Consider the following 26,556-nt stretch of genomic DNA (forward strand, 5'->3'; position numbering starts at 1 on the left):
AGCCATGGCGATCAAACAACTATTAAAACGTACCAGTGGCTGGCTTTATCTCAACTCGCCGGTGGGCCGCAATCAACTGCAAGGTGCCGGTGTGATCCTGATGCTGCACCGGGTGCTGGCCAGCGACCACGCCGCCGAACTGCCCCATCGCAATGAGCTCTGTGTCGGGCCAAAAGCCTTCGAACACTTGCTGGTGTGGCTGAAAAAACACTTCGATTGCGTGTCGTTGATGGACATCTTGCAACCCGGCACGGTGAGATCGGATCGCCCGAAAATCACCCTGACCTTCGACGACGGCTGGCGCGACAATGCGCTGAATGCCTTCCCGCTGTTGCAAAAATACCAGGTGCCGGCGAGCATTTTTCTCTCCACCGATTTCATCGGCAGCCGCCAGCGGTTCTGGTGGGAGAGCATCGGCGAAACCCTCTGGGGCAGCCACGGTGAACGGGCGCGGATGCAATTGATCGATTGCCTGCGACAAGTCGGTCGGCCGTTGCCGGTAGCCTTCGATGAACTGGATGTGGAACGTCGCAGCCTGGCCTTGCTGCATTTTCTGCACAGCCTGAAAACCCTCAGCCCTGCTGACTTGAATCGCCTGACCGACGAGTGCCCGGACGAGTCATTGCCCCAGGCGCTGGACTGGCAGCAGGTGCGCATGCTGGAAGGCTCGGGGCTGGTGCGGTTCGGTCCCCACGGCGCCAGCCATGCGATTCTCACCGGCCTCGATGATCAGCGTTTGCATGAAGAACTCAGCCGCAGCCGCGACGCCTTGCACAATGGCTGCAACCGTCCGCTGCCGGTCTACTGCTACCCCAACGGCGACAACGATGCGCGGGTACGCGAACACGTTGCCGATCACGATTACCCGTTCGCCCTGGGCACCGGCACCGGGATCTATCGGGGCACCGATGACCCCTTGAACCTGCCCCGTTTCGGCGTCAGCCAACGGGTGGCGCGCAATCCGCAGCTGCTGTCCTGGCGCCTGTTCCGTGGGGCCCGCACATGAGCCGCAGCCATTACCTCAAGCATCTGGCCCTGAGCATGGGCACCAAACTGGCGATGATCGGTTTGCGGCTGATGCGCAACGTGTTGCTCGCAAGGATCCTCGGGCCGAGCGAACGGGGTTTGTTTGCCCTGCTCAGCACCTTGCCCGACCTGATCAGCGCCGCCACCAGCGGCGGGCTGAATTCGGCGGTGGGTTTTCAGGCGGCCAAGCAACGCCCCATGGGGTTGCTGCTGAGTCAGGTGCTGGTGTTCGGTTGCTTGCTGGCGGGTCTTTTGACTTTGCTGGTGGTCGCCCTGGTGCGTGAGTTCGGCAGTGAACTCGACATCACCACGCAACTGGGCCTGCTCGCCTGGCTGTTGTTGCTGGCGGTGCCGCTGACCGTACTCAAGAGCGGACTGCTGACCTTGCACAACGCCTCTGGCGGCGTGGTGGCCTTCAACGCGTTGCGCCTGGTGGAATCCCTGGCGCCGCTGCTGTTGTTCCTCGCCTTGTTCTGGATGTGGAAAGACGCCGCGCTGGAAGCAGCCCTGATCAGTTGGCTGGCAGGCATCAGCCTGGTGGTACTGGCGGGCTGGTTCTGGCTCAAACGCGCTCAGCCCCTGAAATTGCAATGGGACCGCGCCAGCCAGAACGAGCTGCTGCGCTACAGCGCTCGCAGCCATCCCGACCTGCTGTTCCAGCAAGTGATCCTGCGCTCCGATTACCTGTTCATCGGCGCCCTGCTCGGCAGCACCGCGCTCGGTCATTACGCCATGGCCAGCGCCGCCGCCGAGTTGCTGCTGATTGTCCCGGAAGCCGTGACCACGCCGTTGATGAAACGCCTGCTGCAACAGGAAGAAGGCATCGACAAAGTGACGCCGCTGGCCCTGCGCCTGACCGCCACGGTGATGCTCGGCGCCTGCGTGACCATGGCGGTGATCGGCGAATGGCTCATCGTGACGCTGTTCGGCGCGGCCTATCAGCCGGCGTATCCGGCCTTGCTGGCGCTGCTGCCGGGCCTGTTGGGCCTGTGCTACGCGAGCATCCTGCGCCTGGACTTGCTGGGCAAAAACCGTCCCGGCACGATTTCGCTGTTGATGGGGCTGGGCGCCTTGCTGAACCTGGCGCTGAACCTGGTGTTGATTCCGGCCTACGGGATCGTCGGCGCGGCGGCGGCCTCGTCCATCGCCTACCTCGCGGTCACCCTCGCGCTGCTGGTGATGTACTGCCGGTTGAGCGGCGTGCCGGTCTGGCAAACCCTGATCATCCTGCCCAGCGATGTAACGCCGATGCTGCACATGCTGCAACGGAAGTCGGCATGAAACGCCTGGTCCTGCTGTTTAGCCTTGGCCTCGCGCTGAGCGCCCAGGCGGCGCCCATGCGTTGGGCCGATATTCGCGACGGCAGCCTGTACCTGCAACCGGATCGTCCCGACACGCTGACCATTCGCTGGGCGCCGGCGTGGCAGGCGGATGCCAACGAAGAACGCCTGTACCTGCTCGACGGCCAGGGCAAACTCCAGGGCGAGCGCCTGATCGCCGCCAGCGAATCGCGCGGCAGCCAGAGCTGGCCGTTGACCCCGAGCGCCTCCAGCTATCAACTGGAAATTCCGGGCTACAGCTTCCGTCGCTACCGGGTTGAACACGACGAACACACGGTGGCGTTGTTCGCCCCGGCCAAGGTGCATTTCAGCGCCGAAACCCACAACGGCGATGAGCTGTACTTCAAGGTAGCGCCGGGTGAGCGCGCAGTGCTGGCCGGTAAGTTCCACGGCGGAGTCAGCGCCTTGCAAGCGCAGCGCGTGGGCGACGGCAAACAAGTGGCGCTGGCGCTGAAACCGTATCGGGGTTATTGGCAGTTCGACAAGGTCGAGTTGCCCGTCGCCACAGAAGCAAAGGTCTGGCGCCTGCGCCTGCAAGGCAGCGGCAAGGTGGCGTTCTGGCTAGATGGCACCGCCAACCTCTTCGCCCAGAATCCGCAGCAACTCAAGCCCCTGCGCGAGGACGATGGCCAGGTCCGGCTGACATTGCACAATAAAATGCTGGGGCCGACCCCGAACCTGGGCATCGCCCTGCCCTACGTCAAGGTGCCGGAATCGAGTTATGCCGTGCTCGATGCACTCAAGCCACAGGCGGGCACTTACTACAGTTTCGTCGACATCACGGCGAAGAATCCGCACTACGAAGATGAATTCCGTCGGCTGTATCAGGACCGCTTCGGCATCACCCAGGACATCACGCTGTTGGCCGGAAGCCAGCGCCAGGCTGACTTGCGCGCCGACACCCTGAGCAACGCCGGGCTCGACGCCTGGCTCGCGTCGACCCGGGCCCTGGGTGGCAAAGGCACGCACTACATCGGTTTTGCCGACGAGCCGAACCTCAATTACCCGGACTACGCCAACTACCAAAGCATCTTCAACAGCATGGCCCGGCAAGTGCGTAGCAATCCCGCCAATGCCAAGGCCGGCGTGCGCATCGCCATGCCCGCCAGTTCGCGACTGGTCAACGGCCCGTTTGCTGACAACGCCGCCGACAAACGCGGCATCGATTGGGCCAAACGCTTGCTGGCCGAATCCGGCGACAACATCGATGCCCTGGCCTGGCACGAATGGATGATTCGCGACCTGCTGGCAACACGGGTCTACCGTGACAGCGTGCGCCGCGCCGCCGACCTGGTCGGCCTCGACGCCCAGGGCCGGCCGCGCAAAGCCTTGCTGCTGGACCAGACCAACATGTCCAGCGGTTCCAGCCTCAGTCCTTACGATCAGGAAACCCACTTCGCATCGTTGTGGTGGACGTCGGTCGTCATCAACTCGTCCCAGGATGGCTTGCTGGAGATGCTGAGCTGGTTCCAGGCTGCTGACGAACCGAACTACCCCAAAGGCATGTTGCGTGTCCTCGGCGACGATCGCTTCGAGCTCAAGCCCGTGGGCCTGGCTCAGCAGTTCATCCGCCAGCATTGGCTGCACGACGTGATGCTCCTCGATAACGACGCCTTCGAGGTCGACGTGCTGGCCATGGCCGAGGACAAGAAGCGCAACCTTCTGGGCGTCAATAAAGCCACGCGCTTGCAGCGTGTGGCCCTGACTGGAGTCCAGTGTCCGCTGGCCAACGGTTCATTAAGCTACTTCGGTGCCGACAACCGCGCCCGCGACGCACCCTTCAATTGCCAGGACGGTCGCGTCAGCTTCGAGCTGCCAGGACGGACCCTGTTCAATCTCAGCTGGAGCGCCTCATGAATTGCCAAGTATTGAATAGCGAAATCGGCCATTGGCCGCACCTCGCATCACTCCACTCGCGGCCGAGACCGTCAGGAGTCAATAACATGAGCGTTTTGCAGAAACTCAGCCAACACATCAGACAAAAGGGTTGGCGTGCCACCCTCAATAAAATCTGGAAGCACTACGTGTTTTCCCACGAGGAACTGTTGTGGATGGAGCGCGACCTGATCACTCCATTGCCGCCTTACAAACTCCGGCCCTACCCGCCGCTGCAGGTAGTGCGCATCACCCCGGAAAACGCCGTGGCGTTCACCCGTTACTTCGGTGACCGCGTGGAGACCATGGCCGAACTGGCCCGTGAAGGCTACACCGGGCATATGCACCTGGACGACAAGGGTGATGCGGTGGCCTTCATCTGGGGTGCGGCACGCAACTATCACGACAAACACTATTACGGCTGCTGGTTCCCGGTGAAAGAAGGCGAGTTCTTCGAATTCGGCGGCGAGCTGACCCGCGCGTACTGGGGCACCGCGCTGTCGATGGATGTGCAGACGGAGTTGTGGAAAGCCATGCTGGACCAGGGTTGCCACACAGTGGTGGATGTCTGTGAGTCCCACAATGTCCCTGCCCTCAAGCTGCACATACGCACCGGCTACAAGGAACAAGGGCGGATCATGAACGTCTACGAGCTGTTTGGTCGCTGGCGCTTCTACCGCGAAACCCATTACAGCGGCTCACGCCTGGATGCCTTGCGCAAACCGGCACGTGAACCCGCCACAGCAGCGGTGAGCTGACCCTATGGCAGCACGATTCGAATGGCGCACTTCGTTGTGCGCCGCTGATTTCCCGGAAACGGCTTATGAAGCGTTGCGTCTGCGAGTGACGGACCACACACCGTTCAACACACTGGCCTGGATGCGTGCATCCGAACAGGCCCTGACCACCGGGCAACGCTTGCATGTGTTGCTTGGCTGGCAGGGTCATGAGCTGGTCTTGTGTTTGCCGTTGGTGGCCTCCGTCGAGCGTTTCGCCAGGCTGCCGTTTCGCGTGCTGCATCACCTTGGCTACCCACTCGCCGACCGCCTCGCGCTCCTTGCAAAAACGGACTCGGAGAATATCCGCAAGGCACTGATCGAGATACGCCGACAACTTCCCCACGCCCTGCTGCAACTCAACGAGTTGTCGGAACCGGTCGGCGAAGAAAGCGTGCTGACCGAGTGGATGGCGCACAGCTCGACCGGTGAACGGCGCCTCAGCTGTCGGGTGCCGGTGCACGTGATCAGCGACGCGGACCACCAGGAAGTTTCGGGTGACCCCCGCTATAAACTGCGCCGCGCACGCAAACGCATCGCAGCCTGTGGTGCTCAGGTTCGACGGATCACCCCCGATGCGTCGACCATGGGCCCGTTGTTGCAGGCCATCAGTGAAGTCGAAGCGGTCAGTTGGAAAGGCGATGAAGGCGTCGGGATTTTCGCCGACGAACGTCACCGACAATGGATGGACCGAGCCTTCACTGCCCTCGCCGAACAGGGGCTGGTGCGGGTCGTGGTGCTGGAGCTGGACGGGCGCTGCATCAGCTACCGCCTCGGGTTGCTGGAGCAAGGCCGGTTGTACGATTACAACCTGGCGTTCCTGCCGCAATACGCCGATCTGGGCAGCGGTCGGGTGCTGCTCGACGAGTGGATTCGCTGGGGGCTGGACGAGCACTGGCGCTGGATCGATGCCTCGCGGGTGAGCCTGGAAAATTCCAGCCATCAACTGCACGAACGCATGACCGGGCAACTCGAACACTGGCGCTGGAGTTTCTATTCCTGGCGCCCCAGCGGTCTGGCGCTGGGCCTGGCCCTGAGACTCTGGCAGCGGCTCAAACCCTTGTTGCAGAAATGGCAAGCCAAACGGGCAGCAGCGACCGTTGCCACTGCACCGGCGCCCGTTGCCGCAGTGGTCAAAGCAACGAAGCCAACCGACACAAACAGGGAGGGCGACCATGCCTCGCCAAGTCATAGTCAACGCTGACGATTTCGGTCTCAGCCCGTGCGAAAACGCGGTAATCCTGGGCGCCTTCCAGGCGGGGGTGATCAGCTCCGCCACGGCCATGGCCAATATGCCGGCCTTCGAAGCGGCGTGCATCATGGCCCAGCATCCGTTGCTCAAGGACCGGATCGGCCTGCATTTCAACCTCACGTATGGGCGTCCGTTGAGTCAGTCGATTCTGGGTCGAAGGAACTTCTGTGACAGCCATGGGGTGTTCGATCTCAACCTGTCCCGCCATCGCCTCTGGCTGAGCCGGGGGGACCGCGACGCAGTGTTGGAGGAGCTCAACGCCCAATGGCAACGCTGCGTGGACAACGGTGTACGGCCCAGCCACATCGATTCCCATCAACACGTTCACAACATCTGGCCCATCGGTGAGATCGTCGCCCGCTTCGCCGCGAGCCAAGGGGTGCCCGTGCGCCTTGCGCGCAATCTGGGGCAAAACCTGAGCTTGCCCAAGCGCGTGTTCAAGACCTTGCTCAACAGTCGTTTGCAGAGCCTGGCGGGTGTGACTGCGGATTATGTGTGCACGCCAGTGGACCTGCGCAATGAGGCCATGCCGACCGATGGTGTGCTGGAAATCGTGGCTCATCCGACTCAGCTTGGCGCTGATTTCGGTGATGCCTATTTGCAGCCAGAAGAGTCTCTAACCCTTGTTCTAGAGCGGCGTCTTCACGGTGTGCCGCGGGCATCCTATGGTGTTTTGAACAGCCATTTGGTGACCGGTGAAGCCGCGCTCGAATGAGTTACATACGTTGCAACACATTCAAAGCTGGCGCTTTGATATGAACTTTCAAGCTTGATCTATACCCATCAAAAGCGTTTTCACCCACACCCTGGCTTAGGCTAAGGAGAGCGTCATGAGCATCATCGAAAAGCTTCGCGAACGCATAAAACAAAAAGGCCTGAGCCGCACGTTCAACACGCTGTGGAAACGCTACGTGTTCTTCCACTGGGAGCTTTTATGGATGGAACGGGACCTGATCAGCCCGGTACCGCCGCACAAACTGCGTCCCTATTCGGGACTGCGCATGGTGACCATCACCCCTGAAAACGCCAGCGCCTTCGGCAAGCATTTTGGTGACCGCGTCGGGACCATGGCCGAACTCGCCACCGAGGGTCACACCGGGCACATGTATCTGGACGAAGAAGGCCACGCTGTTGCGTTCATCTGGGGCAGCGTCCGCGACTACCACGACCGTCACTATTACGGCTGCTGGTTCCCGGTCAAACCTGGTGAGTTCTTCGAGTTCGGCGGCGAAATGGCCCGCCCCTACTTCGGCACCAGCCTGTCGGTGGATGCTCAGGTAGACCTCTGGGCGGCAATGGCAGCCCAAGGCTGCAACAAGGTGGTGGACGTCTGCGAAACCCACAACATCCCTGCCCTGAAGCTGCACATCCGCATGGGCTACCACGAACAGGGTCGCGTCACCCACGTCTACGGCCTGTTCGGACTCTGGCGCTTCTACCGCGAAACCCGCTACACCGGCTCACGGCTTGATCCGCTGCGCAAACCGGGACGGCCAGTGGTAACAGGGGCGGCTAGCGCCTGATATCCGATAGACAGACCGAGTTGCGGCCATCGCGAGCAGGCTCGCTCCTACAGTGGGTTTTCAGCGCACGCAGATTTTGTGTTCGACGACGATCCAATGCAGGAGTGAGCCTGCTCGCGATGACGGCGGCACATTCGGTATTGATGTGACTGACAGAGAGCTATCGCGAGCAGGCTCGCTCCTACAGTGGATCTTCAGCGCATGCAGATTTTGTGTTCGACGACGATCCAATGTAGGAGTGAGCCTGCTCGCGATGGCGGCGGCACATTCGGTATTGATGTGACTGACAGAGAGCTATCGCGAGCAGGCTCGCTCCCACAGTGGATCTCCAGCGCACGCAGATTTTGTGTCCGACGACGATCCAATGTAGGAGTGAGCCTGCTCGCGATGGCGGCGGCACATTCAGTATTGATGTAACTGACAGATAGCTATCGCGAGCAGGCTCACTCCTACAGTGGATCTTCAGCGCACGCAGATTTTGTGTTCGACGACGATCCAATGCAGGAGTGAGCCTGCTCGCGATGGCGGTGGCACATTCGGCATTGATGTGACTGACAGATAGCTATCGCGAGCAGGCTCGCTCCTACAGTAGATCCTCAGCGCATGCGTATTTCGTGTTCGACGACGATCCAATGTAGGAGTGAGCCTGCTCGCGATGGCGGCGGCACATTCGGCATTGATGTGACTGACAGAGAGCTATCGCGAGCAGGCTCGCTCCTACAGTGGATCTGCGGTGCACACGGGCTTTGTGTACGGAGGGATTCAAATGTGGGAGCGAGCCTGCTCGCGATGGCGGCAGCACATTCGGCATTGATGTGACTGACAGAGAGCTATCGCGAGCAGGCTCGCTCCTACAGAGGATCTTTAGCGCACGCAGATTTTGTGTTCGACGACGATCCAATGTAGGAGTGAGCCTGCTCGCGATGGCGGCGGCACATTCAGCATTGATGTGACTGACAGAGAGCTATCGCGAGCAGGCTCGCTCCCACAGTAGATCCTCAGCGCATGCGTATTTCGTGTTCGACAACGATCCAATGTGGGAATGAGCCTGCTCGCGATGGCAGCGGCACATTCGGTATTGAAGTGACTGACAGTGAGCTATCGCGAGCAGGCTCGCTCCCACAGTGGATCTCCAGCGCACGCAGATTTTGTGTCCGACGACGATCCAATGTAGGAGTGAGCCTGCTCGCGATGGCGGCGGCACATTCGGTATTGATGTGACTGACAGAGAGCTATCGCGAGCAGGCTCGCTCCTACAGTGGATCTCCAGCGCACGAAGATTTTGTGTTCGACGACGATCAACTACAGGAGGGCCGGGTGATTTCGCTGCTGAGAGCGTGATACGTCCCACACATCTATGGGAAAAGCCATCCCTGGCGAAGGAAGCGCCTGACTGCTCATTCGTATCCAAGTGGATACATTTGAGCAATGAATTATATTGTTCAACAAACTATGATCTTCGTGGCATGGCATGCCTCAGTTCGTGACTTGCGGGCGAAGATTGCTATCGCTCGTCGCATTGATCGTGCCTCTGCAGGTAACCTGGGTGATATCAAGCCGGTGGGAGACGGCGTTTCCGAAATGCGCGTGGACGTCGGCGCCGGCTATCGGGTCTACTTCACTTTGCGAAACAGTGTCGTCATTGTGCTTTTGGCCGGTGGTGATAAATCTTCGCAAACCGCCGATATCAGGCGGGCTAAAAAATTGGCAAAGGAGGTTTAAACATGAGCCAGACTTTGACTACTTTCGATATGGCGGCACTGCTGGACAGTGACGAAGCCATTAGCGAGTACCTCTCACAAGTGCTCGCAGAGGGCGATAACGAGGAATTTCTTCGTGCTATCGGATACGTGGTGAAAGCGCGCGGAATGACACAGATTGCCAAGGACTCGGGTATGGGTCGCGAAAGCCTGTACAAGGCCTTCGCGCCCGGTGCAAAACCACGCTTTGATACGGTTTTGAAGGTCATCCATGCCCTCGGCATCGATCTCTGCGCGCAGCCAGGTCATTCGATCAATCACTCGGTGCTTTGAGAGATTCTTCTGGCTAGGCTGCTCGCTTCACCCCCACCCACGTAAAACACAACGGCAACTGCGCCGTCTGCCGCTCATACCGGTCATAGAGTTCCTCGCGGTTGGAATGCGGGTACTCCTTGAAATGGCTGATCTGCAGTCCCGCCTCGATGGCGCCGGTGAAGATGGCGCCCAGGGTGTGGACGAACCAGTAGGACGACGCGGTGTGCTGGTCGACTTTGCCTTCGTAGACGATCGGCTGGTCCTGCACGAACGGCTCGCTGCGAAAGTACGAGCTGTCCAGACGATAGGGATCGGCGGCCTCGGGGTCGACCATTTCCAGGAAGGGGTGGGTTTCGTACACCACCAACGCACCGCCGGGCTTGAGGGTCTGCGCGACATGGTGGAAGAATTCGCCGATGTCGGGCATCCAGTTCAAGACGCCGATGGTGATCAGCGCCACGTCGAAGCGGTCATGCAATTCAGCCGGCAGGTGATGAATGTCGGCCTCGATGAATTCGGGCTCATGGGGTGAGAGTCCAGCCAGTTCCCGCGCCTGATCGAGAAACGCGTCGGACTGGTCGACGCCCACCACGCTGCGAGCCCCCAGCGCAAACAGCGAAAGACTTTCCCGTCCGTTGTTGCAGCCCAGTTGCACCACGTCCTTGCCCTCGACGCCGACCTGCTCCAGTACACCGCGAAGTGTGTCATCGATGCAGCAAAAATCGCGATGACTGACCGCCTCCACCAGAGCCTGCCAATCGGGCGCGTCCTTGTGGTGTCGGGCGGAGTCGTTCCAGGCATCGCGGTTGCTGGCGATGGCATTTTTTTTGGTCGGCATTTCCATTGCACACTCCAGAATCCGGGTCATTGTTGACCGGCACGAGTCTAGATCAGGGGGCTGAAAAACCCCATTGGGCGTTTGTTGGAATGTTGTAATCCGGGCGTCGCGAACGCGTGCCCGTAGGGCAGCTATAGTTAATGGCCTTGGGGAAGTGCGGGAAAACCGATTTCGCAGGTGTTGCCATGAAAAAAACTGATCTGACGCTGTTGTTCGCCCTCAGCCTGACCGCCCTCACCGGCGCCCAGGCGGACGATACCCTGACACCCACCACTGACTACAGCAGTGAGTTCAATTATTACGGGGCCGACCAGCCCTTCGCCCACCCGGTGCCGCCCTCCCTGAGCACCGTGCCGCCTCGGTCATACATCCCGACCGCACCTCAGGATTTCATCCCGATTGCCAGCCAGCATGAGTTCCACGACTCAATATTACCGACCGTCGCGGATGCCTCAGTCCGGGTATTCATCCGTTCCTACGATCCGGTACGTGGCGTCTACGTCAACCAGGAAGTCCTCGACCCCACATGCGTGCTCGAATGCCTCATCCGTCAGGGGGCAACGTTGCAATAAACCTCACCACTGGCGTTTGTCCGGGCGAGCGAGGCCGAGTTTCTCGATCCGGTAACGCAGCATGTCGCGACTCAGGCCCAGCAAGCGTGCGGACTTGGTGACGTTCCAGTCGGTCTTGTCGAGCATCTTGCGCACCATGTCGCGCTCGACTTCCGGCAGGTTCATCGACTCGGTGCCGTTGTAGGCCGGTCGCGGTTCGTGGTGCTGGGGTTCTTGCAGCACGATCGGATCATCCACCAGGCTCAGGCAGACGTTGAGCTGATGGGCGGCAATCGTATCGCTTTGCGCCAACAACACGGTTTGCTCAAGCATGTTGCGCAATTCACGCACGTTGCCCGGCCAACTGTAGCTGAGCAGCAACTCTTCAGCCTGGTCACTGAAATGCAGGTGCGGTTTGCCATAGCGTTTGCCGTGGATCGCCAGGAAATGCCGGGCCAGCAGCAGGATATCGGCGCCGCGGGCATACAGGCGCGGCACCTTGATCGAAATAATGCGCAAACGGAAGAACAGGTCACGACGGAACTTGCCCTGTTGCACCATTTGTTCGAGGTTGCAGTTGGTCGCGCTGATTACCCGCAAATCGACCTTGCGTTCCTTGACCGAGCCGACCCGGCGGATGGTCCGGTCTTCCAGCAGCTTCAGCAGTTTGGCTTGCAGCAGCAGGTCCATTTCACCGACTTCATCGAGGAACAGCGTGCCGCCATCGGCCGCTTCCACCAGACCAACTCGACGGTCCTTGGCGTCGGTGAAGGCGCCCTTCTCGTGGCCGAACAGTTCCGACTCCACCAGATTGGAAGGGATCGACGCGCAGTTGAATTCAATGAACGGACCTTTGCTGCGCGGACCGTCGAAGTGCAGCGCCCGGGCCACCAGTTCCTTGCCGGTACCGGTCTCGCCTTCCACCAGCACGGGCGGCAGGTCGGTGTTGGCCATGCGCCGCTCGGCGTCGAGCAACTGGGTAATGGTGTTTTTCAAGTATTGCATCGGCGCCGATTCGCCGATCAATGCCTGTACGCCTGACTTCTGCGCCTCGCGCTCCTGATAAAACGACAGCGTGCGCTCCATTCGATCAGTGGCCAGGGCCTTGTCCAGCAGCAGCTTGAGTTCCGGCAAGGCCACCGGTTTGGTGACGTAATGAAAAGCGCCCTCTTTCATCGCCACCACGGCATCTTCGACGTTGCCGTAGCCGGTCATCATGATCACCTTCAGATCCGGCGCGCTGATGCGCAGCTTCTGGATCAGGTCGTGACCGCTCATGCCCGGCAGCGAGTTGTCGGTCAGCACCACATCAGGGGTGAACGCACCCAGTTTATCCAACGCCTCTTCAGCCGAATGGCAGACCGTCACCTCGAAGTCTTTGCGCTCCAGGTAGGTCTGAATATTCTCGGCCAGGAGTTCATCATCCTCGACCAGCAGTATGCTGTGCTCCATATTCCCCTCCCGTTGCCACTTTGAAATTGAGACAGACGCGGGTTCCTTCCTGCTCCTGGCTGGTCAGTTCGACCGAGCCCTCGAAACGCTCCATTATTCGTTTGACGAGGGCCAGGCCAACGCCCAACCCTCCCTGTTTGGTGGTGAAAAACGGCTTGAAGACCATCTGTTGCTGCTGCTTGGTCATGCCTTTGCCGGTATCGCTCAGGGTCATCCGCACCTGAGCGGACCTGGGGTGCTCAATATCGATACTGAGCAAACCGCCCTTGGGCATGGCCTCAAGGGCATTGGCAATCAGGCTATTAAGAATCTGGGTGAGCAGCACCCGTTGGCTGACGACCGGTGGACAGGTCTGCGGCGTGAAACGCACCTCCACGTTCGAGCGTCGGATCAGCGCGTCGAAAGCGCTCAGGGTGTCGTCGATGGCCAGCACCAGGTCCACCGTTTCGGAGTCGTCGTTTATCGGCCGCAACGACACCAGCAACTCCCGGACCCAGCGCGACATGCGATCGACCTGGTTGATGATGTCGCCGATGTTTTTCTGCGCACTCTGGCTGGCGATTTCCTGGGCCAGTTCGGCACTGGAACGGATGTTCGCCAGCGGATTGCGCAAGCTGTGGGCGACGGCCGAGGACATTTCTCCCAAGGCGACGAAGGTCTCGTTAGTGATCAATTGTTTTTGCTGGCTCTGCAGCAACACGGACGCACGCCGCACGATCCAGAACAGCCCAAGGTAGATAAGCAGGCCACCGAGCAAGGTCGCCAGCCAGATCGCCTTGAAGCCACGCTGAATGCGTTCCACCAGGTCCGCCGGTTCCTTGTAGATCTCGACCATGGCAATGACCTTGCTTTTGTCGGCATTGAACATCGGGATGTAATTCTCGATGAACAGGTACTTGGGCTCGCGCAACAGCATCTGTTCGGGACGTTCCTCGTCGATCTGGTGATAGCTGGTGGAGACCGGCTCCTTCATTTCAAAGGATTCGTCCAGTTCTTCATCACCTTCGACGCGCATGCCGATCATCTGTGGATTGGTCGACCAGACCACCGTGCGATCCAAGGCATACACCACCGCCAACAGCGTGTCCGGCAAGTGTTCGACGTGATCGAGAAACTCAATGCGGGCAGCGGCACGGGCACCTGGATTTACGTCGGGATAGGCGTTGTCTTCGCGCGGATCGAGCATCTCGCCCATGGTTCTTTTCAGGGTGATGCCGGCGTGGCGAATTTCCGCATCACCGATGGCCTGAATGAATTGCGCAGTCAGCATGGAATCACGCTCGATGCTCTCATCGACAACAAACCGCGTGGACACATAACCCAACCCCATCGCCACCACCGCAATGATGAGAAAGCTTCCCAGCGAAAACCAGCGCAGCAGATTGAACTGTCCACTTCGACTTTGGCCTTCTGCTGCCGGGGCGTCCGGCGCAGGTACTTTTTGTTGTTTCAGTATCTGCATGGGTCTTGTCCAGGGTGCTTGCATCAAGCCTTTTCAGTCATGTTTCGGATCAGTGTAGGTGGCATTGATCGTGGTCGACGGCTTCACTGATAGTATTTCGCCGCTATGGCACCTGCGCCGCTTGTAGCGGTTGCTGGCGATCGGTTTCTTCCTGCAAAAATCCCAGAATTGACTGCGCAGCATTCTCGTCCAGACGCAGATTGGGCATCGGGATTTTGTCGAAGCGTTCAAACAGTGCCAGCGCGAGCGGGTCCTTTTCAGCAAGCATGCGGTCCGGTTCGCGAATCCAACGGTTGAGCCAGGCCAGATCCCGTTGGCGCGTCACGCCGACCAGTTCCGGGCCGAACGCCTCAAACAACACCATCTGCTGAGTGAACGGCTGAGCGCCAAAGAGAGGGCTCGGTTTGCCATTGGCGGGGTAGTTGAAACTGGTCTGCATGGCAGGCGGCAGGATGTTTTCCGTGCGCGTCGTGTCTCGGCTGCCTTTGACGCCGTCGGGCAAATCGAAGGAATCTGCGTTGGCCTCGGGCAGGGTCAAAATGGCGTTCAGCGCCGCGGCTTCGTCAGCCGGTTCATCGTAGTAAGCCGAGGGGTCGGAAGGTTCTGGCTGTCGCTCGTCAACGATCGGGCTGGCCTGTAGCGTCGTGGTGCCGAGCGTCATTGTCAGGAGGACGCTCAAAGGTGTCAGGAGTCCGAACCACTTGCAGGGGGGCCGCGCGTTTCTGTCCATCACCAGCCGCCTCGACGTCATGAAGGAGGTGGTGGTGGCTTTGCAAGGAACTCGCCAGATCCATAACACTTTTATACAAAAGCATTAACACTCAACAAAACAATGGCTTATCAACAACGATGCACCCCGACCGGCGAAACGACTGGGTCCTGGTACCCGCTAGCGGGGAAAGTTCACACCCATGTTCAGGGAATCCGCCTGAACGACAGACGGACGCAAGTGCCCTCGCCTTCACGGCTACCCAGACTTACCCCGCCGCCGAAACGCTCCATGATCCGCTTCACCAGCACCAACCCGACACCCAGCCCGCCCTGCTTGGTGGTGAAGAATGGGCGGAACGCCATCCGGCGCTGTTCTTCGTTCATGCCTTTGCCGGTGTCGCACACGGCGACGCCAATGCCCCGGGTATCGGTCGGCTCCAGGGTAATGGTCAGTGTGCCACCCCGTTCCATCGCTTCCACGGCATTGGCCAACAGGCTGTTGAGGATCTGCGTAAGCTGCACCTGCTGGCTCAACACCATCGGCGTCTCCTGCGGCTCGAACACCACCTGCACACCGGCCTTGGCAATCTGATGCTCGAAGGCCATGAGGCTGTCATGCAGGGCCGCCACCAGGTTCACCGGCTCGGCGTCATCATTGAGCGGGCGTAAGGACTGCAGCAACTCCCTGACCCACTTCGACATGCGATCCACCTGACCGATGATGTCGTTGATGTTCTTGTGGGCCAGGCCAGTGTCGAACTCCAGGGCCAGTTCGGCGCTGGAGCGTATGGTCGCCAATGGGTTGCGCAGGCTGTGAGCCACCGCCGAGGACATCTCCCCGAGCGCCACGAAGGTTTCATTGGTAATCAGTTGTTTTTGCTGCACTGCCAGCAAAATGGCTGCCCGGCGCACGATCCAGTACAACCCGAGATAAATCAGTCCGCCGCCCAGGGCCGTGGCCAGCCAGATCAGTACCAGGCCGCGCTCCATGCGATCGATCAGGTCCCTGGGTTCCTTGTAGATCTCGACCATCGCCGTGACGGTATTGCCATCGGCATCGAACAGCGGGATGTAATTCTCTATGAAGATGTAGTCCGGGGGCGTGATGAACTTCTGCTCCATACGGCTTTTGTCGACGTTGTGATAACTGGCCGACACTGGAGTCTTGGAAGCGAAGGCCTGGTCCAGGTCTTCGTCGGCATGGATCGTGGTGCCCATCAGTGCCGGGTTGGTGGACCAGATCACCATGCGGTCAGGGGCATAAATGTTCGCCAGAATCACGTCTGGCAAATGCTGGATATGGTCGAGGAATTCACCACGGGCGCTGGCGCGGGCCATCGGGTCGACGTCAGGAAAGTCCCTGTCCTTGCGCGGGTCCAGCAGCTCGCCCATGGTTCGCACGTTGGGGATCGAGACATGGCGCACCTCGGCGGAGGCAATCGCTTGAATGAACTGGGAGGTGAGCAAGGCATCGCGCTGCACGCTTTCGGTAATCACGAACCGCGTCGACACCGCGCCCAGCGCCACGGCCACCGTGCCGATCACGGCCATGCTGATCAGCGAGAACCAGCGCAGCAGATTGAACGGCTGTTTGCGCGAGCTCAGGCGGATATCGCCCTCTTCTTTCAGGAGGGTGGTGGTCTGGATGTTCATGGACGTCGTTCCCCGAAACTCCCTATAGGGTTATAGCCCACTGCTCGATGTTTGCCCGACTTCGGGTGTTGTCCCCCCACCCAATTCCCCGCCTGCCCCACTGCCCCCACCTACCCCCAATGCTGGGGACAGTCGCCCGCTTACGCCCTCGCCCCCGCGAAACCGTTTGCGCGCTCCACGCCTTCACTGCGGGCCTCTGCCGGCCGTTTTGAAAGATTGGTATGGAAGTTGCCGAAGCCCTCCCAACTGACCCATCCCTACGGGGCAGGTACTCTGATAGAGGGAATACTCATGCACCCTTTACTGTCCAAAACGGCGGCCGCCCTGGTTGTCAGCGCTCTCGCCCAAAGTGTTGCCCAGGCAGCGCTGTTTGCCGTCGACCCCGGTCCCTATGTGCCAGCCAACGGCTCGTTCGCCGCCTGGTATCAGGACACCCATGGCCGCACCCTTGATCTGTGCCTGTCCAAGGCCGTCAGTTCGCGAGTCCCCGGCGCTCCCGGTGCACAGTCGTACATGTGCAACCTGCTGCCGACTCCCGGGGTTTTTGATGATGCGCAACCGGTCGTCTTTCCGACCAACTTCCCCGACGAAGCATTCTGGTTCACAGGCGACGGCGCCATTGTCGATGCCGCCCGGGGCATCGACCTGACCTACGTCAGTGCCATCGAAGCGGCCTTCAGCGGCGGCGACCCGGTCGAAGGTGATCAAATCAGCTTTGCGCGCATCCGCATCCGGGTGGACGTGCCCACCGCTGGCACCTACGTGATCACCCACCCCTACGGCGTCGATGTATTCAACGTCGACACCCCCGGGCGGCGGGCGATCAACATGACCCGGGACATCGGCATCGGCTCACCGAAAACCTACGACGGCGCTCTCAAGGGTGACATCGGACCGTTCCTGCGCAGTGTCAACGGCCCTTACACCGAAACCAATCCGGTGACCGGTGCTGCGGAGCAATTCGTCGGCGACCCGAACCTTTCGGAAGCCTTCACCGGCAGCCCTTTCAATACCAACTACATCCGCATCGAAGGTCCGAACGGACTGGACTTGCGCACCACGGTAATGGCCATCTCCGGCAAGTTATCGACGGTGGTGCGTCCGACTCCGATGATCACCCAGCGCAGTACCTACTCGCGCAAGGCCGGTGAAAGCGCCCCGGTGGCCCAACAAGACGTGTTCGTCATGGCCCCGCCGCCACCAGCCACTGTGACCCTGGACAGCAACAACCCGGCGCTGCACCTGACCGAGGCTGACACCACCGGAAACTGGTATGCGCAGTCCTCGAACAACCCGACGTTGCCGAGCACCCTGCAAGTGACGGCCGACAATCACCTGGCCATCCCCAGCAGCACGCCGACCACCTTGTCCATGCCCCTGACCGACCTGGTGGTGATCCAGCGTGCCGAGTACAGCTTGAGCTCCGGGCAATTGACGCTCGTGGCCTCGACCAGCGATGAAACCTCGCCGCCAGTGCTCACCGCCACCTCCGCCAGCGGTGCCGCCATTGGCGCCCTGAGTGGCGATGGCGCAGTGAAATCCCTGGCGACCGGCATCTCGCCGATTCCACCCGCCAAGGTTCGAGTGACGTCATCCAATGGCGGCAGCGACATCGAAGAAGTGGTCATCGTGCAATGAACGCTCACATGCGCAGATCCTCATCAGGAGGCATCATGAACAATTGGCCACGCCTGGCGCTCAACGCCCTGGGACTGACTCTATCGCTGTCCGGCAGTGCATTCGCGCAACTCGCGGCTGTCGACCCCGGCCCTTATACCTTCGCCACCGGGAAATTCCCGATGTGGTATCAGGACAACAATTTACTCTCGATGGAACTGTGCCAGTCCCGGGCAGTGAGCTCACGGGTAGGGACCACTGTGCCGCCGGCCTACATGTGCATCCTGCTGGCTGAACCGGGCATTTACGACGATGCCCAACCAATGATCTTCCCCGACAACTGGCCGCCGGAAGCGTTCTGGTTCCTGGCTGAGACTGCGATCCCGCAAATTGGCAACAGCGGCTATGAACTGGATGCCTACGTGGCCGGGATCGAGGCTGCATTCGGTGGCGGTAATCCGCTCGATGGCGATCAAGTGGCCTTCGCGCGGATTCGCGTTCGGGTCTCGGTGCCCACTGCCGGGGTGTACACCATCACTCACCCTTACGGGGTCGAAACGGTCAACGTCACCACGCCTGGCCGTCGTGCCATCAACATCACCCGGGACATCGGCATCGGTGCGCCTGGAAATTTCAGCGGCACGCTGAATGGCAACATCGGGCCGTTCCTGCGTAGCGTCAACGGTCCTTATACCGAGGTGAACCCGGACACCGGCGCCATCGAAACCTACGTTGGCGACCCGAACCTCACCGAACAGGTCACCGGCAGTCCCAATGACACCAACTTCGTCCGCATCACAGGTCCGGCCGGGACCATTCAAACCAATTTGTTCAACTTGTCCGGTAAAGTCCTGGACAGCCGTGCGCAAACCCCCGTGGAAGTTGATCGCGCTACTTACCGGCGCACCACTTCGGGTACAGGCACCAGCACCCGGGTCGAAGTCTTTGCCAAATCAGACAACAGTTCGACCCTGTGCTTTCGCGAAACCATCGCTCTGGTGCCGGGTCCGCCACTTTCGCCATGCCAGACCAACCTGTTGGGCGACAACAACGGCGGGTTCTTCGGTCAGCACCTGGCCAGCGGCACGCTGCCTTCGATCGTGGTCGTCACCGCCACCAATCCGTCGGGCACCACCCGGCCGACGGCGGTATCGAGCAAGGTCACTGACCTGGTGAAAATCCAGACCGCTCGCTACAACTGGAGCGATCACAGCCTGCTGATCGAGGCCACCTCCACGGATGAAGTGGCCGTGCCGGACATGGTTGCGCAAGGTTACGGACGCCTGTCGAAATCCGGCACCCTGCAACGACTGACCATCGCAGACCTGACTCAGCCACCGGCTACCGTCACCGTCAAATCCGCTGCTGGCGGCAGTGACACCGAACCTGTCGTGGTGGTCGGGACGGCTCCGGATACCGGTGAGAACCAGGCGCCGCTCTCAGTCGCCGACACTGGCAGCACCAGCTTCGGCGTGCCGCTGACCCTCAACCTGCTGGCCAACGACAGTGATCCCGATGGCAACACGCCGCTGAGCATCACCGCGCTGACCCCACCGGCTGCCGGGCAAGGCACCGTGGCATTGAGCGGCACGACTTCGGTGGTCTACACCCCGCCAGCCGTGGTCAATGCACCGCTGACAGCGACCTTCACCTACAAGGCTCAAGACGTCAAAGGCCTGGCCTCGACCGCTCCGGCGACCGTGACCATCACCGTGGCGCCCAACCAGTCTCCGGTGGCCGTCGCCGACAGCATCGCGACCCTCGGCGTGGCGATACCGATCAACGTGCTGGCCAACGACACCGATCCGGAAGGCAACGTGCCGCTCGCCGTCGCCAGCCTGACCCAACCGGCACTCAATCGCGGCAGCGTCAGCACCGACGGCACCGTCATCACCTACACCCCACCAGCGACGGTCACCACGGCCTTCACCACAACCTTCACCTACGTCGCCCGGGACAGCTTCGGCGCCCTGTCGGCTCCCGCTACCGTCACGGTGCAAGTCTCGCCACGGCCTGCTGCGGAAACCTTCACGGTCACCACGGCCACGGTGTCGGCGCGCTCCAACAACCGCTTCACCTGGGACTTTGCAGGTACCTCATCGGTGATTACCGGCAACGTCATCACCGTCAAGGTCAGCACCCCGACAGGGCTGGCAACTCTGGGCACCACCACGGTGCCGGTGACCGGTCGCTGGCGGTTGACGGTGAGCAACAGCACCACGGTGATTCCGTCGGCGAACCCGACAGCCACGATCACCTCGTCCCAAGGCACCGTGCGTACCGTGACAGTCATCTCCAACTGAGCCCTCGCCCCACCCGCCGATTCGGTGGGTGGGGCCGGCCTCTTCCCACAGGACAGCGCCATGAAAACGCCGACCGCCGCCCTGCTCTGCCTGCTTCTGCTTTGCAGCAGTGCAGGCGCGCGCGCCGACGATTTGATGGAGAACGACGACCTGGCACCCTCCGCCGACCTCGGCGAGTTGCCTCCACCGGTTGGCCAGCACGCGCTGATCGACCAGAACGGCCAGGCCAACGTGGCGCTGGTGCAACAGAACGGCCAGTCGTTGCTCGGCACCATCGTCCAGTCGGGCAGTAACCAGGAAGCCTGGATCCTGCAACAAGGCAGCGACCTCATGGCATTGATTACCCAGCAAGGTTCCGGCAACGCCGCCTCAATCACGCAAAACGGCAGCCACAACCGCGCGCAGATTTCGCAGAACGGCAATAACAACGACGCCAGCATCGACCAGGCCGGTACGGGACTTTCAAGCGCCGTGACCCAGTCGGGAAATGGCATGAGCGTTTCGGTCAAACAATATCGCTAAAGCACTGCACCACTTGGAGGTTTCATCATGTTCAAACTGACGCCCCTCACCGCTGCCATCCTGGTCATTGTCAGTGCCCAGGCAATGGCCGACGACAGCGTTTCCAACCAGTCCCAGGTCGGCACCGCCAACATTGCCGAAGTGAAACAGACCGCGGCCCCGTTCAGTACCGCAGCCCAACAGCAACTCGGCGAGGGTAACGATGCCATGGCGGTGCAAGACACCGCCACCGGCACCATCACCCAGGATCAGGCCGGCGACTTCAACGCCGGTTACGCTGAGCAACTGTTCGAGAACGGCAGCACCATCGTCCAGCAACAGGTCGGCAGTCTCAACATCAGCCATGCCAGTCAATCGATCGGCATGGGCGAAAACCAGGCGCTGCAACAACAGACGGGCAGCGGCAATTTCTCGTTCCTCTATCAGGACAGCCAGGAAGCCACCAAAGGCCAGACCTTCCAGTTCGGTGACGCCAACGAGGCCAATATCGAGCAGATTCAACTGGGCATCGCCAACAACGCGACGATCATCCAGTACGGCACCGCCAACTACGGCACCACTGAGCAGATCGCGCACATGGGCGGCGAGATCGGCATCAACCAGGCCGGCGAAGGCAACTATGCCTATGGCGACCAACGCGACGGCAACGGCGGCGTCATCACGATCAACCAGTTCGGCGACTTCAACGGCAGTGAAGTCTGGCAAGGCGGGCAAACCGCTAATAGTCAAGCCACCGTCAACCAGTACGGACAGACCAACGAAACCGTGGTCGACCAAAGCTTCGGCCAAAACAACAACGCCCAGGTCCTGCAAGTTGGCGACGTCAACGCCATTTATGCCGACCAGTTCGACTCCGTCGGCTCGGTGCTCGCGCTGTACCAGCAAGGCACCGGCAACGTGCACTTCACCTACCAGAGCGGCGACAGCCATGTGCTGAACGCCACCTCCGTGGGCACTGAAAACAAGGTCTACGCCAGCAACTGGAAAGGCCCGCAACTGGGCGGCCAATTCGGCAGCAACCAGCGTGCGACCGTCACCCAGGCCGGCAACGGCAACATCGCCAGCTTCAACCAGGATGGCGTCGGCCACATCATGACCACCAACCAGACCGGCACTGGCAACAAAACCACCATCAGCCAGGCCGACTCCTATAACGAGCTGTACTTCGACCAGAACGGCAGCGACAACATCCTGATCGCCGACCAGCGCGGCACCACCAACCTGGCCCAGGGCACCACCAACGGCACCGGCAACACCACCGAGTTCGACCAGTCCGGCACGGGCAACCAGGCATTCACCACGCAGCTGTATGGCAGCGACAACATGATCAGCGTCAAACAGGCTGACACCATGAACGTCGCCTACGTGACCCAGGGCGGTACCGGGAACATGGCCAGTGTTGATCAGAGCGGCATGACCCAAATGGCGACGGTTCAGCAGTTGGGCAGTGACAACCGGGCGACTGTGCTGCAGCAGTAATCGCAAGGCATAAAAAACCGCGGCCCTCGGGGGTGGGTCGCGGTTTTTTTGTGTGAGGCTGCGGCGAATTGGATGCCTGACAAGCCGCTTTCGAACGATTCGCGGCCCACTTGATGAACTCATACTGTGGCGAGGGAGCTTACTCCCGCTGGGCTGCGCAGCAGACCTAAACCCGGCAAACGCATCTCCATTGACACACCGCATTCACTGGTTTTTCGACGGCTTCGCCGCCGAGCGGGAGCAAGCTCCCTCGCCACAGAAACCCTCCCGCTCCAGACTCAGCGTTTACGCCTGCGGAACGACGTTATCCAGCGCCCGATTCACCGCCAGCTCGCCCAGCATGATGATTTGCTGAAGGGCCAGCATCGTGTTGCGTTGCGGGCCCTCGAGAAACCCCGCGAAGTCGCTGGCCATGACACTGGCTGAAGCCAGGGATTCGCAGGCATTGACCAACAGGGTTTCGGTGTCGATATCCGGGGCGATGAGGTAAATGGTGCTGGGCTTGCGTGGCGGGATCGCGCTTTTCAGCGGATTGAGATAGTGATCCAGCGCACGGTCGGCGGCTTCGTTGAGTTTTTTGGGATCAAGGGGATCGTAGGGGGAAACGTCGTCGGAGTGCGGGGGGTTGGGTGTGGCTTTGAACATGGTGAAACTCCTTTGAAAATTGGCGCCACCAAAACCCGTCGCTAAACAAATAAGGGTGGCGACTGTATGCAGGTTAGCGAACCGGTCAAAGGCACCCGGTAGACCCGAAGGTCTCCCGCACACAGTCACCATGACGAAATTACAGACGTAAAAGCCTGCTAGAAAGTCTGGAGCATTGATGCACTTTGAATGGTCCGAGTCGCTAAACCCGGCCGCTGAATTCAGCGACACGGAAACGATAAAGACCAGGCACAAAGCGCACAAGCCGGCGGATTCTGGCGCAGTCGTAGGCAACGGCGCAAGGAACTGTAGCTTTCAGGAAGTAACGCTAAACGCAATTAAACACACCCCTCAAATCAGCACACATTCCCTGTAGGAGTGAGCCTGCTCGCGATGGCATTGGATCAGCCGACATCAATGTTGAATGACACACCCCCATCGCGAGCAGGCTCGCTCCCACAGGGAATGACCTACATCTGCAAGTGATTGTTCGGCTGTCAGACCGCCTTCGCGGGCAAGCCTCGCTCCTACAAGGGGTTCGGTGTACACGCTTCGCTCCTCACCACTCATTAGGCCGAGCGTTAGCTCGCCTGCCTTTGATCTTGATCTGCTCGCCCCGTCGGGAGGCCGAGTGGAGGCGTTCATCTGGGGGGTGGGCGCGTAGCGCCGTGCGGCGAAGCCGCACACATCGAGAGGAGGTCGAAGCGAAGCCGACCGGAGGCGATGCCCCCAGATGAATGCCGGAGCGAGGGTACGCCGAGCCCAGGCGAGGGGCCGGACGTTGGGGCGAAGACCTTTGCTTCCTTTGGGGCGTTTGCCAAAGGGAGTCGCCGTAAGGGCGAAACCATAAGCAGCCGTTACCGCAGCAATGGATATGTACTCAGTCAACAAGAACCAGGTCGGCCCGAAGGCCGCCTAGGTTCACTCTTCCTCACCCTCAGGCACAACCTTGTTCTGGGTCAGGTAACGATCCAGCGTCGCATTGTTGTCAGGTGAAGAATTATCCCCCGCCACCTGCCACAAACGCCGTTCGATCCCCTGGGCCAACAGGTGCCCGACAGCCGCCTCGATCGCCGACAACACACACAACTGCGCCGGCTCGTTCGTGGTGTACCCGACCTCAGCCTCAAGCAACTTCTTGAACTCGATAAACTTGAACACCCCGGCACTGCGGCCCACGGAATAAATCGTCTTGCTGGTCATCACATTCGCCAGCACCTGCCCACTGCGTACATCCACCGCCCGCAGGTTGACCGTGACCTGATCTATCCGATACTCCCGGGAAATATCGATCCCCAGGTAGCGCGCCCCTTCCCCGCCACTGCGCACATTGGTGTCGTAGGCGATGATCCCGCCTTCGAGCATCATGTTCGCCGCTTGCAGCGGAGGCAGCTCGCCCTGAATGTTCACCGGCGTATTGGGCTTCTTCTGCGAGGCGCGAATGATCTTGCGCTCGGTCAGCAGGTTTTGCAGCCCTTCACGTTCCAGCACCACAAACCAGCCGCTGGCCTGCAACGCATCCATCAACATGCTCGCCGCGCCCTGGGTCACGCTGGTCGAAAACGAACTGGCCGGGGTCGGTTTGTACTGCCCGGTCTGGTCCCGGAAGCCGTACACCACCGCCATCAACCGGCCCTTGGGTCGTGGCATGTTGATCAAGTCGTAATAGGTCGACGCCCGGGGTGTCAGGGTCGGTGATTCGGTGTCCTGCTCGGCACCCACGTTCTCGCGCAAACTGCACCCTTGCAATGCCGCCAACATCAGCCCCAGCGCTATTATTTTTTTCATGTCCGTCTCTCCCCATCAACCCTGATCCCCGTCAAGGGGCGAGGCCATTCACCTGGATTTCCGAAATTTCACCGGTCGCTCGGTCGGTCACTTCAATGGTCAGTGCACCGGAGTCGTCGACGACGTTGACGATAAAGGCGTCGGTGGACAGGCTCCCGGTGTTGCCCGTGGAGATGTTGTCCAGCAACTGCCCCAGCAGCCGCGACTGCAACTGGCTGGTGAAGCGTTCGAGGGCCGAAGTCCCGGCCACAGACGTGCGGTTTTTCAGGTCAGGATCGTCGTAGTCGTTTTGTGCCTGGGCGTTGTTCAGCAACCAGGTGCCATTCAACGGGTTGCCGCCGAACGAAGGGTTGATGGGCGTGTAAACCAGCTCCGTGGCCTGCACCAGGCTGCAACTGCCCAGCCCGATCAACCAGAGCCCGAGGTTCCGTGAGACCGTTGTCGTTTTCATAATTCGTCCCTCTCAAGGTCCGTAGTGTCCTGCAACAAGGCTTCCAGCTTGCGCTGGACAATCTGTCCGCGAACCCAGTCGGCGGCGTCATAGGCCTCGTCCTTGAGTTCCACGGTGTTCGGCGGCAGGAAGCGTCGATAAACCAGTCGCTGCTGATATTCCACGGTCACCAGGCTGCCCCAGCGTGCCGAAGGTCGTTCGCGTACCACCAGGTTGAAATCCATCGGGCTGGTGGCACGCAGGCGTTCACTGAACGAGTAGTAAAAGTCGTGGCCGATGTGCGAGATCGTGTCATCGACGATAAAGCCCAGCATCTCGTCCTCCTCGCCGGCGCTGGCGAACGTCGCCACGAATGCGAGGATCAGGGCCGGCAGCCAGTGGCGGTTCATGGCGACACCGCCTGAGGCGATCCGGCCTGGGTTTTCACCGGCCCCGAAGCACCATCGAGGAAGGCTTTCTCGGCCACGAACTGCCAGTCCTTGTAGCTCGCCATGCCGGTGAAGTCCGACCACTGGCTGGGAAAATCCGACTGCTTCAGCGGCAGGTCCGTGGAAGGACTGCTGAGGCCGGTGATGCGTCCGTCGAACCCACGCATCAGCGTCCATTCACCGCCGCCGATCGGGTCCGGGTAGAGCTGGCGAATGTGATGTTTAGGCGTTGGAAAACGCTCGTCCTGCAACAGGTCTTCAAGTTCTTTCGGGTACTGCGCCAGCCCCGGAGAACTGCGGTAATAACTGCGCAACGCCTGGGCGTATTGCGTGCCGACCCACAGCAACTGACGTTCGCGATCACGGCGCGAGGCGGTTGACCACAACTCGCCGGCACTCGCCAGGCCCATGCCCATCAGCATGATCAGAAACAGCACGCCCAAGTACGTGAACCCGGCCTCGTCGGCGGGCTTACCACTCGGAATAAAGGCTGCCATCACGCGCCCTCCCTGTGGCACCGCTTTTGATATCGGCGACCCCGCCCGGTACGCCGTCAGGCGGCGCGACCAGCACCCAGAGGTCCTTGCGTTCGGAAATCGGGTCCATCGGCGGGTTGCGCAAGTAGCGCTGCTCCACCAGTTGTTCCAGGGAATCGGGATAGCGCCCGGTGTCGCCGTAGTAGTGATCCAGGGCTTCGCGCATGGCCGACAGGCTCTGGCGCAGCGTGGTTTCTTTCGAGGCCTCGAGGCTGTTGAAATAGCGTGGCAAGGCGATGGTCATCAGGGTCGCGATGATTGCCATGACCACCATCAGCTCTAGCAGGGTAAAACCCTTTTCCCGACGCATGAT

24 protein-coding genes and 2 pseudogenes are annotated in these 26,556 nt (G+C 60.5%); 14 read left to right on the forward strand and 12 right to left on the reverse strand.

The window, feature by feature from the left end:
• Positions 1-4: 4 nt before the first annotated feature.
• The 9 genes from JIO00_RS18290 to JIO00_RS18330 all read left to right on the forward strand — a co-directional run bounded on the left by JIO00_RS18290 (position 5) and on the right by JIO00_RS18330 (position 9,825).
• A complete protein-coding gene (locus tag JIO00_RS18290; protein ID WP_083376384.1) occupies positions 5-1,006 on the forward strand; it encodes a polysaccharide deacetylase family protein in 1,002 nt (333 codons plus the stop codon).
• Positions 1,003-2,307: a lipopolysaccharide biosynthesis protein gene (locus JIO00_RS18295; protein ID WP_077749050.1), complete on the forward strand. Its 1,305-nt coding sequence runs from the start codon at positions 1,003-1,005 to the stop codon at positions 2,305-2,307. The genes JIO00_RS18290 and JIO00_RS18295 overlap by 4 nt, the downstream gene beginning before the upstream one ends.
• On the forward strand, positions 2,304-4,223 hold the full coding sequence (locus JIO00_RS18300; RefSeq protein WP_200666538.1) for a hypothetical protein: 1,920 nt from the start codon (positions 2,304-2,306) through the stop codon (positions 4,221-4,223). Before JIO00_RS18295 ends, JIO00_RS18300 begins: the two co-directional genes overlap by 4 nt.
• Positions 4,224-4,309: 86 nt before the next feature.
• Positions 4,310-4,999 carry an N-acetyltransferase gene (locus JIO00_RS18305; RefSeq protein WP_154501212.1) on the forward strand — a complete coding sequence of 230 codons (690 nt, stop codon included), beginning with the start codon at positions 4,310-4,312 and terminating at the stop codon, positions 4,997-4,999.
• A gap of 4 nt (positions 5,000-5,003) precedes the next feature.
• Positions 5,004-6,221 carry a GNAT family N-acetyltransferase gene (locus tag JIO00_RS18310; protein ID WP_010455642.1) on the forward strand — a complete coding sequence of 406 codons (1,218 nt, stop codon included), beginning with the start codon at positions 5,004-5,006 and terminating at the stop codon, positions 6,219-6,221.
• Entirely contained in the window at positions 6,193-6,984 is a 792-nt protein-coding gene (locus JIO00_RS18315) for a ChbG/HpnK family deacetylase (RefSeq protein WP_042932752.1), read from the forward strand. Before JIO00_RS18310 ends, JIO00_RS18315 begins: the two co-directional genes overlap by 29 nt.
• 115 nt (positions 6,985-7,099) lie before the next feature.
• Complete coding sequence (locus JIO00_RS18320) at positions 7,100-7,792, forward strand: N-acetyltransferase (protein WP_077749045.1); 693 nt, start codon at positions 7,100-7,102, stop codon at positions 7,790-7,792.
• A gap of 1,428 nt (positions 7,793-9,220) precedes the next feature.
• Positions 9,221-9,514, forward strand: a complete 294-nt coding sequence (locus JIO00_RS18325) for a type II toxin-antitoxin system RelE/ParE family toxin (protein ID WP_010455649.1) — start codon at positions 9,221-9,223, stop codon at positions 9,512-9,514.
• Positions 9,515-9,516: 2 nt separating this feature from the next.
• Positions 9,517-9,825, forward strand: a complete 309-nt coding sequence (locus JIO00_RS18330) for an addiction module antidote protein (protein WP_010455651.1) — start codon at positions 9,517-9,519, stop codon at positions 9,823-9,825.
• Between the two features lie 13 nt (positions 9,826-9,838).
• Here the strand turns inward: JIO00_RS18330 and JIO00_RS18335 are convergent, their stop codons facing one another.
• Complete coding sequence (locus tag JIO00_RS18335) at positions 9,839-10,651, reverse strand: class I SAM-dependent methyltransferase (RefSeq protein ID WP_200666539.1); 813 nt, start codon at positions 10,649-10,651, stop codon at positions 9,839-9,841.
• 179 nt (positions 10,652-10,830) lie between these two features.
• Between JIO00_RS18335 and JIO00_RS18340 the strand changes: the two genes are divergently transcribed.
• Entirely contained in the window at positions 10,831-11,217 is a 387-nt protein-coding gene (locus tag JIO00_RS18340; RefSeq protein ID WP_083376379.1) for a hypothetical protein, read from the forward strand.
• Positions 11,218-11,220: 3 nt separating this feature from the next.
• Here the strand turns inward: JIO00_RS18340 and JIO00_RS18345 are convergent, their stop codons facing one another.
• The 5 genes and pseudogenes from JIO00_RS18345 to JIO00_RS18365 form a co-directional block, all read right to left on the reverse strand.
• The gene (locus JIO00_RS18345; RefSeq protein WP_154501214.1) at positions 11,221-12,648 is read right to left on the reverse strand and encodes a sigma-54-dependent transcriptional regulator; all 1,428 of its coding nucleotides are present in this window, start codon (positions 12,646-12,648) and stop codon (positions 11,221-11,223) included.
• Positions 12,617-14,110 carry a sensor histidine kinase gene (locus JIO00_RS18350; RefSeq protein ID WP_200666541.1) on the reverse strand — a complete coding sequence of 498 codons (1,494 nt, stop codon included), beginning with the start codon at positions 14,108-14,110 and terminating at the stop codon, positions 12,617-12,619. Before JIO00_RS18350 ends, JIO00_RS18345 begins: the two co-directional genes overlap by 32 nt.
• Before the next feature lie 103 nt (positions 14,111-14,213).
• Positions 14,214-14,453 (reverse strand): annotated as a pseudogene (locus JIO00_RS18355) (SCO family protein); the annotation flags it as partial.
• A pseudogene (locus JIO00_RS18360) lies at positions 14,430-14,840 on the reverse strand (copper oxidase); the annotation flags it as partial. The pseudogenes JIO00_RS18360 and JIO00_RS18355, both read right to left, overlap by 24 nt.
• Before the next feature lie 185 nt (positions 14,841-15,025).
• Positions 15,026-16,474: a sensor histidine kinase gene (locus tag JIO00_RS18365; RefSeq protein ID WP_200666543.1), complete on the reverse strand. Its 1,449-nt coding sequence runs from the start codon at positions 16,472-16,474 to the stop codon at positions 15,026-15,028.
• Positions 16,475-16,765: 291 nt separating this feature from the next.
• Between JIO00_RS18365 and JIO00_RS18370 the strand changes: the two genes are divergently transcribed.
• From JIO00_RS18370 to JIO00_RS18385, 4 genes are read left to right on the forward strand one after another with little or no spacing between them, the layout of a single operon-like run.
• Complete coding sequence (locus tag JIO00_RS18370; protein WP_083376373.1) at positions 16,766-18,112, forward strand: hypothetical protein; 1,347 nt, start codon at positions 16,766-16,768, stop codon at positions 18,110-18,112.
• Positions 18,113-18,147: 35 nt separating this feature from the next.
• A complete protein-coding gene (locus JIO00_RS18375; protein ID WP_010455667.1) occupies positions 18,148-20,394 on the forward strand; it encodes an Ig-like domain-containing protein in 2,247 nt (748 codons plus the stop codon).
• A 60-nt stretch (positions 20,395-20,454) separates the two neighbouring features.
• On the forward strand, positions 20,455-20,916 hold the full coding sequence (locus tag JIO00_RS18380; protein ID WP_077750527.1) for a curlin: 462 nt from the start codon (positions 20,455-20,457) through the stop codon (positions 20,914-20,916).
• A gap of 27 nt (positions 20,917-20,943) precedes the next feature.
• Positions 20,944-22,395, forward strand: coding sequence for a curlin (locus JIO00_RS18385; protein WP_145308173.1), 1,452 nt, complete (start codon positions 20,944-20,946; stop codon positions 22,393-22,395).
• Between the two features lie 285 nt (positions 22,396-22,680).
• On the opposite strand, the gene JIO00_RS18390 is transcribed toward JIO00_RS18385, so the two are convergent.
• From JIO00_RS18390 to JIO00_RS18415, 6 genes are all read right to left on the reverse strand, one after another.
• Positions 22,681-23,040: a DUF6124 family protein gene (locus JIO00_RS18390; RefSeq protein ID WP_010455672.1), complete on the reverse strand. Its 360-nt coding sequence runs from the start codon at positions 23,038-23,040 to the stop codon at positions 22,681-22,683.
• Positions 23,041-23,961: 921 nt separating this feature from the next.
• Positions 23,962-24,828, reverse strand: coding sequence for a CsgG/HfaB family protein (locus JIO00_RS18395; protein ID WP_010455674.1), 867 nt, complete (start codon positions 24,826-24,828; stop codon positions 23,962-23,964).
• Positions 24,829-24,859: 31 nt separating this feature from the next.
• The gene (locus JIO00_RS18400) at positions 24,860-25,279 is read right to left on the reverse strand and encodes a curli assembly protein CsgF (protein ID WP_010455676.1); all 420 of its coding nucleotides are present in this window, start codon (positions 25,277-25,279) and stop codon (positions 24,860-24,862) included.
• Positions 25,276-25,668, reverse strand: a complete 393-nt coding sequence (csgE, locus tag JIO00_RS18405; protein ID WP_010455679.1) for a curli production assembly/transport protein CsgE — start codon at positions 25,666-25,668, stop codon at positions 25,276-25,278. The genes JIO00_RS18400 and csgE overlap by 4 nt, the downstream gene beginning before the upstream one ends.
• Positions 25,665-26,204, reverse strand: a complete 540-nt coding sequence (locus JIO00_RS18410) for a type II secretion system protein (RefSeq protein ID WP_010455681.1) — start codon at positions 26,202-26,204, stop codon at positions 25,665-25,667. Before JIO00_RS18410 ends, csgE begins: the two co-directional genes overlap by 4 nt.
• Entirely contained in the window at positions 26,179-26,553 is a 375-nt protein-coding gene (locus JIO00_RS18415) for a type II secretion system protein (RefSeq protein WP_042932745.1), read from the reverse strand. Before JIO00_RS18415 ends, JIO00_RS18410 begins: the two co-directional genes overlap by 26 nt.
• Positions 26,554-26,556 lie beyond the last annotated feature (3 nt).

This window comes from Pseudomonas sp. SW-3, assembly GCF_016615645.1.
Taxonomy (GTDB): domain Bacteria; phylum Pseudomonadota; class Gammaproteobacteria; order Pseudomonadales; family Pseudomonadaceae; genus Aquipseudomonas; species Aquipseudomonas mandelii.

What these genes read in the sequence shown, in the direction of transcription:
- JIO00_RS18290 (WP_083376384.1), top strand. Translation starts at nt 5, where the DNA reads ATGGCGATCAAACAACTATTAAAACGTACCAGTGGCTGGCTTTATCTC.
- JIO00_RS18295 (WP_077749050.1), top strand. Translation starts at nt 1,003, where the DNA reads ATGAGCCGCAGCCATTACCTCAAGCATCTGGCCCTGAGCATGGGCACC.
- JIO00_RS18300 (WP_200666538.1), top strand. Translation starts at nt 2,304, where the DNA reads ATGAAACGCCTGGTCCTGCTGTTTAGCCTTGGCCTCGCGCTGAGCGCC.
- JIO00_RS18305 (WP_154501212.1), top strand. Translation starts at nt 4,310, where the DNA reads ATGAGCGTTTTGCAGAAACTCAGCCAACACATCAGACAAAAGGGTTGG.
- JIO00_RS18310 (WP_010455642.1), top strand. Translation starts at nt 5,004, where the DNA reads ATGGCAGCACGATTCGAATGGCGCACTTCGTTGTGCGCCGCTGATTTC.
- JIO00_RS18315 (WP_042932752.1), top strand. Translation starts at nt 6,193, where the DNA reads ATGCCTCGCCAAGTCATAGTCAACGCTGACGATTTCGGTCTCAGCCCG.
- JIO00_RS18320 (WP_077749045.1), top strand. Translation starts at nt 7,100, where the DNA reads ATGAGCATCATCGAAAAGCTTCGCGAACGCATAAAACAAAAAGGCCTG.
- JIO00_RS18325 (WP_010455649.1), top strand. Translation starts at nt 9,221, where the DNA reads ATGAATTATATTGTTCAACAAACTATGATCTTCGTGGCATGGCATGCC.
- JIO00_RS18330 (WP_010455651.1), top strand. Translation starts at nt 9,517, where the DNA reads ATGAGCCAGACTTTGACTACTTTCGATATGGCGGCACTGCTGGACAGT.
- JIO00_RS18335 (WP_200666539.1), bottom strand. Translation starts at nt 10,651, where the DNA reads ATGGAAATGCCGACCAAAAAAAATGCCATCGCCAGCAACCGCGATGCC.
- JIO00_RS18340 (WP_083376379.1), top strand. Translation starts at nt 10,831, where the DNA reads ATGAAAAAAACTGATCTGACGCTGTTGTTCGCCCTCAGCCTGACCGCC.
- JIO00_RS18345 (WP_154501214.1), bottom strand. Translation starts at nt 12,648, where the DNA reads ATGGAGCACAGCATACTGCTGGTCGAGGATGATGAACTCCTGGCCGAG.
- JIO00_RS18350 (WP_200666541.1), bottom strand. Translation starts at nt 14,110, where the DNA reads ATGCAGATACTGAAACAACAAAAAGTACCTGCGCCGGACGCCCCGGCA.
- JIO00_RS18365 (WP_200666543.1), bottom strand. Translation starts at nt 16,474, where the DNA reads ATGAACATCCAGACCACCACCCTCCTGAAAGAAGAGGGCGATATCCGC.
- JIO00_RS18370 (WP_083376373.1), top strand. Translation starts at nt 16,766, where the DNA reads ATGCACCCTTTACTGTCCAAAACGGCGGCCGCCCTGGTTGTCAGCGCT.
- JIO00_RS18375 (WP_010455667.1), top strand. Translation starts at nt 18,148, where the DNA reads ATGAACAATTGGCCACGCCTGGCGCTCAACGCCCTGGGACTGACTCTA.
- JIO00_RS18380 (WP_077750527.1), top strand. Translation starts at nt 20,455, where the DNA reads ATGAAAACGCCGACCGCCGCCCTGCTCTGCCTGCTTCTGCTTTGCAGC.
- JIO00_RS18385 (WP_145308173.1), top strand. Translation starts at nt 20,944, where the DNA reads ATGTTCAAACTGACGCCCCTCACCGCTGCCATCCTGGTCATTGTCAGT.
- JIO00_RS18390 (WP_010455672.1), bottom strand. Translation starts at nt 23,040, where the DNA reads ATGTTCAAAGCCACACCCAACCCCCCGCACTCCGACGACGTTTCCCCC.
- JIO00_RS18395 (WP_010455674.1), bottom strand. Translation starts at nt 24,828, where the DNA reads ATGAAAAAAATAATAGCGCTGGGGCTGATGTTGGCGGCATTGCAAGGG.
- JIO00_RS18400 (WP_010455676.1), bottom strand. Translation starts at nt 25,279, where the DNA reads ATGAAAACGACAACGGTCTCACGGAACCTCGGGCTCTGGTTGATCGGG.
- csgE (WP_010455679.1), bottom strand. Translation starts at nt 25,668, where the DNA reads ATGAACCGCCACTGGCTGCCGGCCCTGATCCTCGCATTCGTGGCGACG.
- JIO00_RS18410 (WP_010455681.1), bottom strand. Translation starts at nt 26,204, where the DNA reads ATGGCAGCCTTTATTCCGAGTGGTAAGCCCGCCGACGAGGCCGGGTTC.
- JIO00_RS18415 (WP_042932745.1), bottom strand. Translation starts at nt 26,553, where the DNA reads ATGCGTCGGGAAAAGGGTTTTACCCTGCTAGAGCTGATGGTGGTCATG.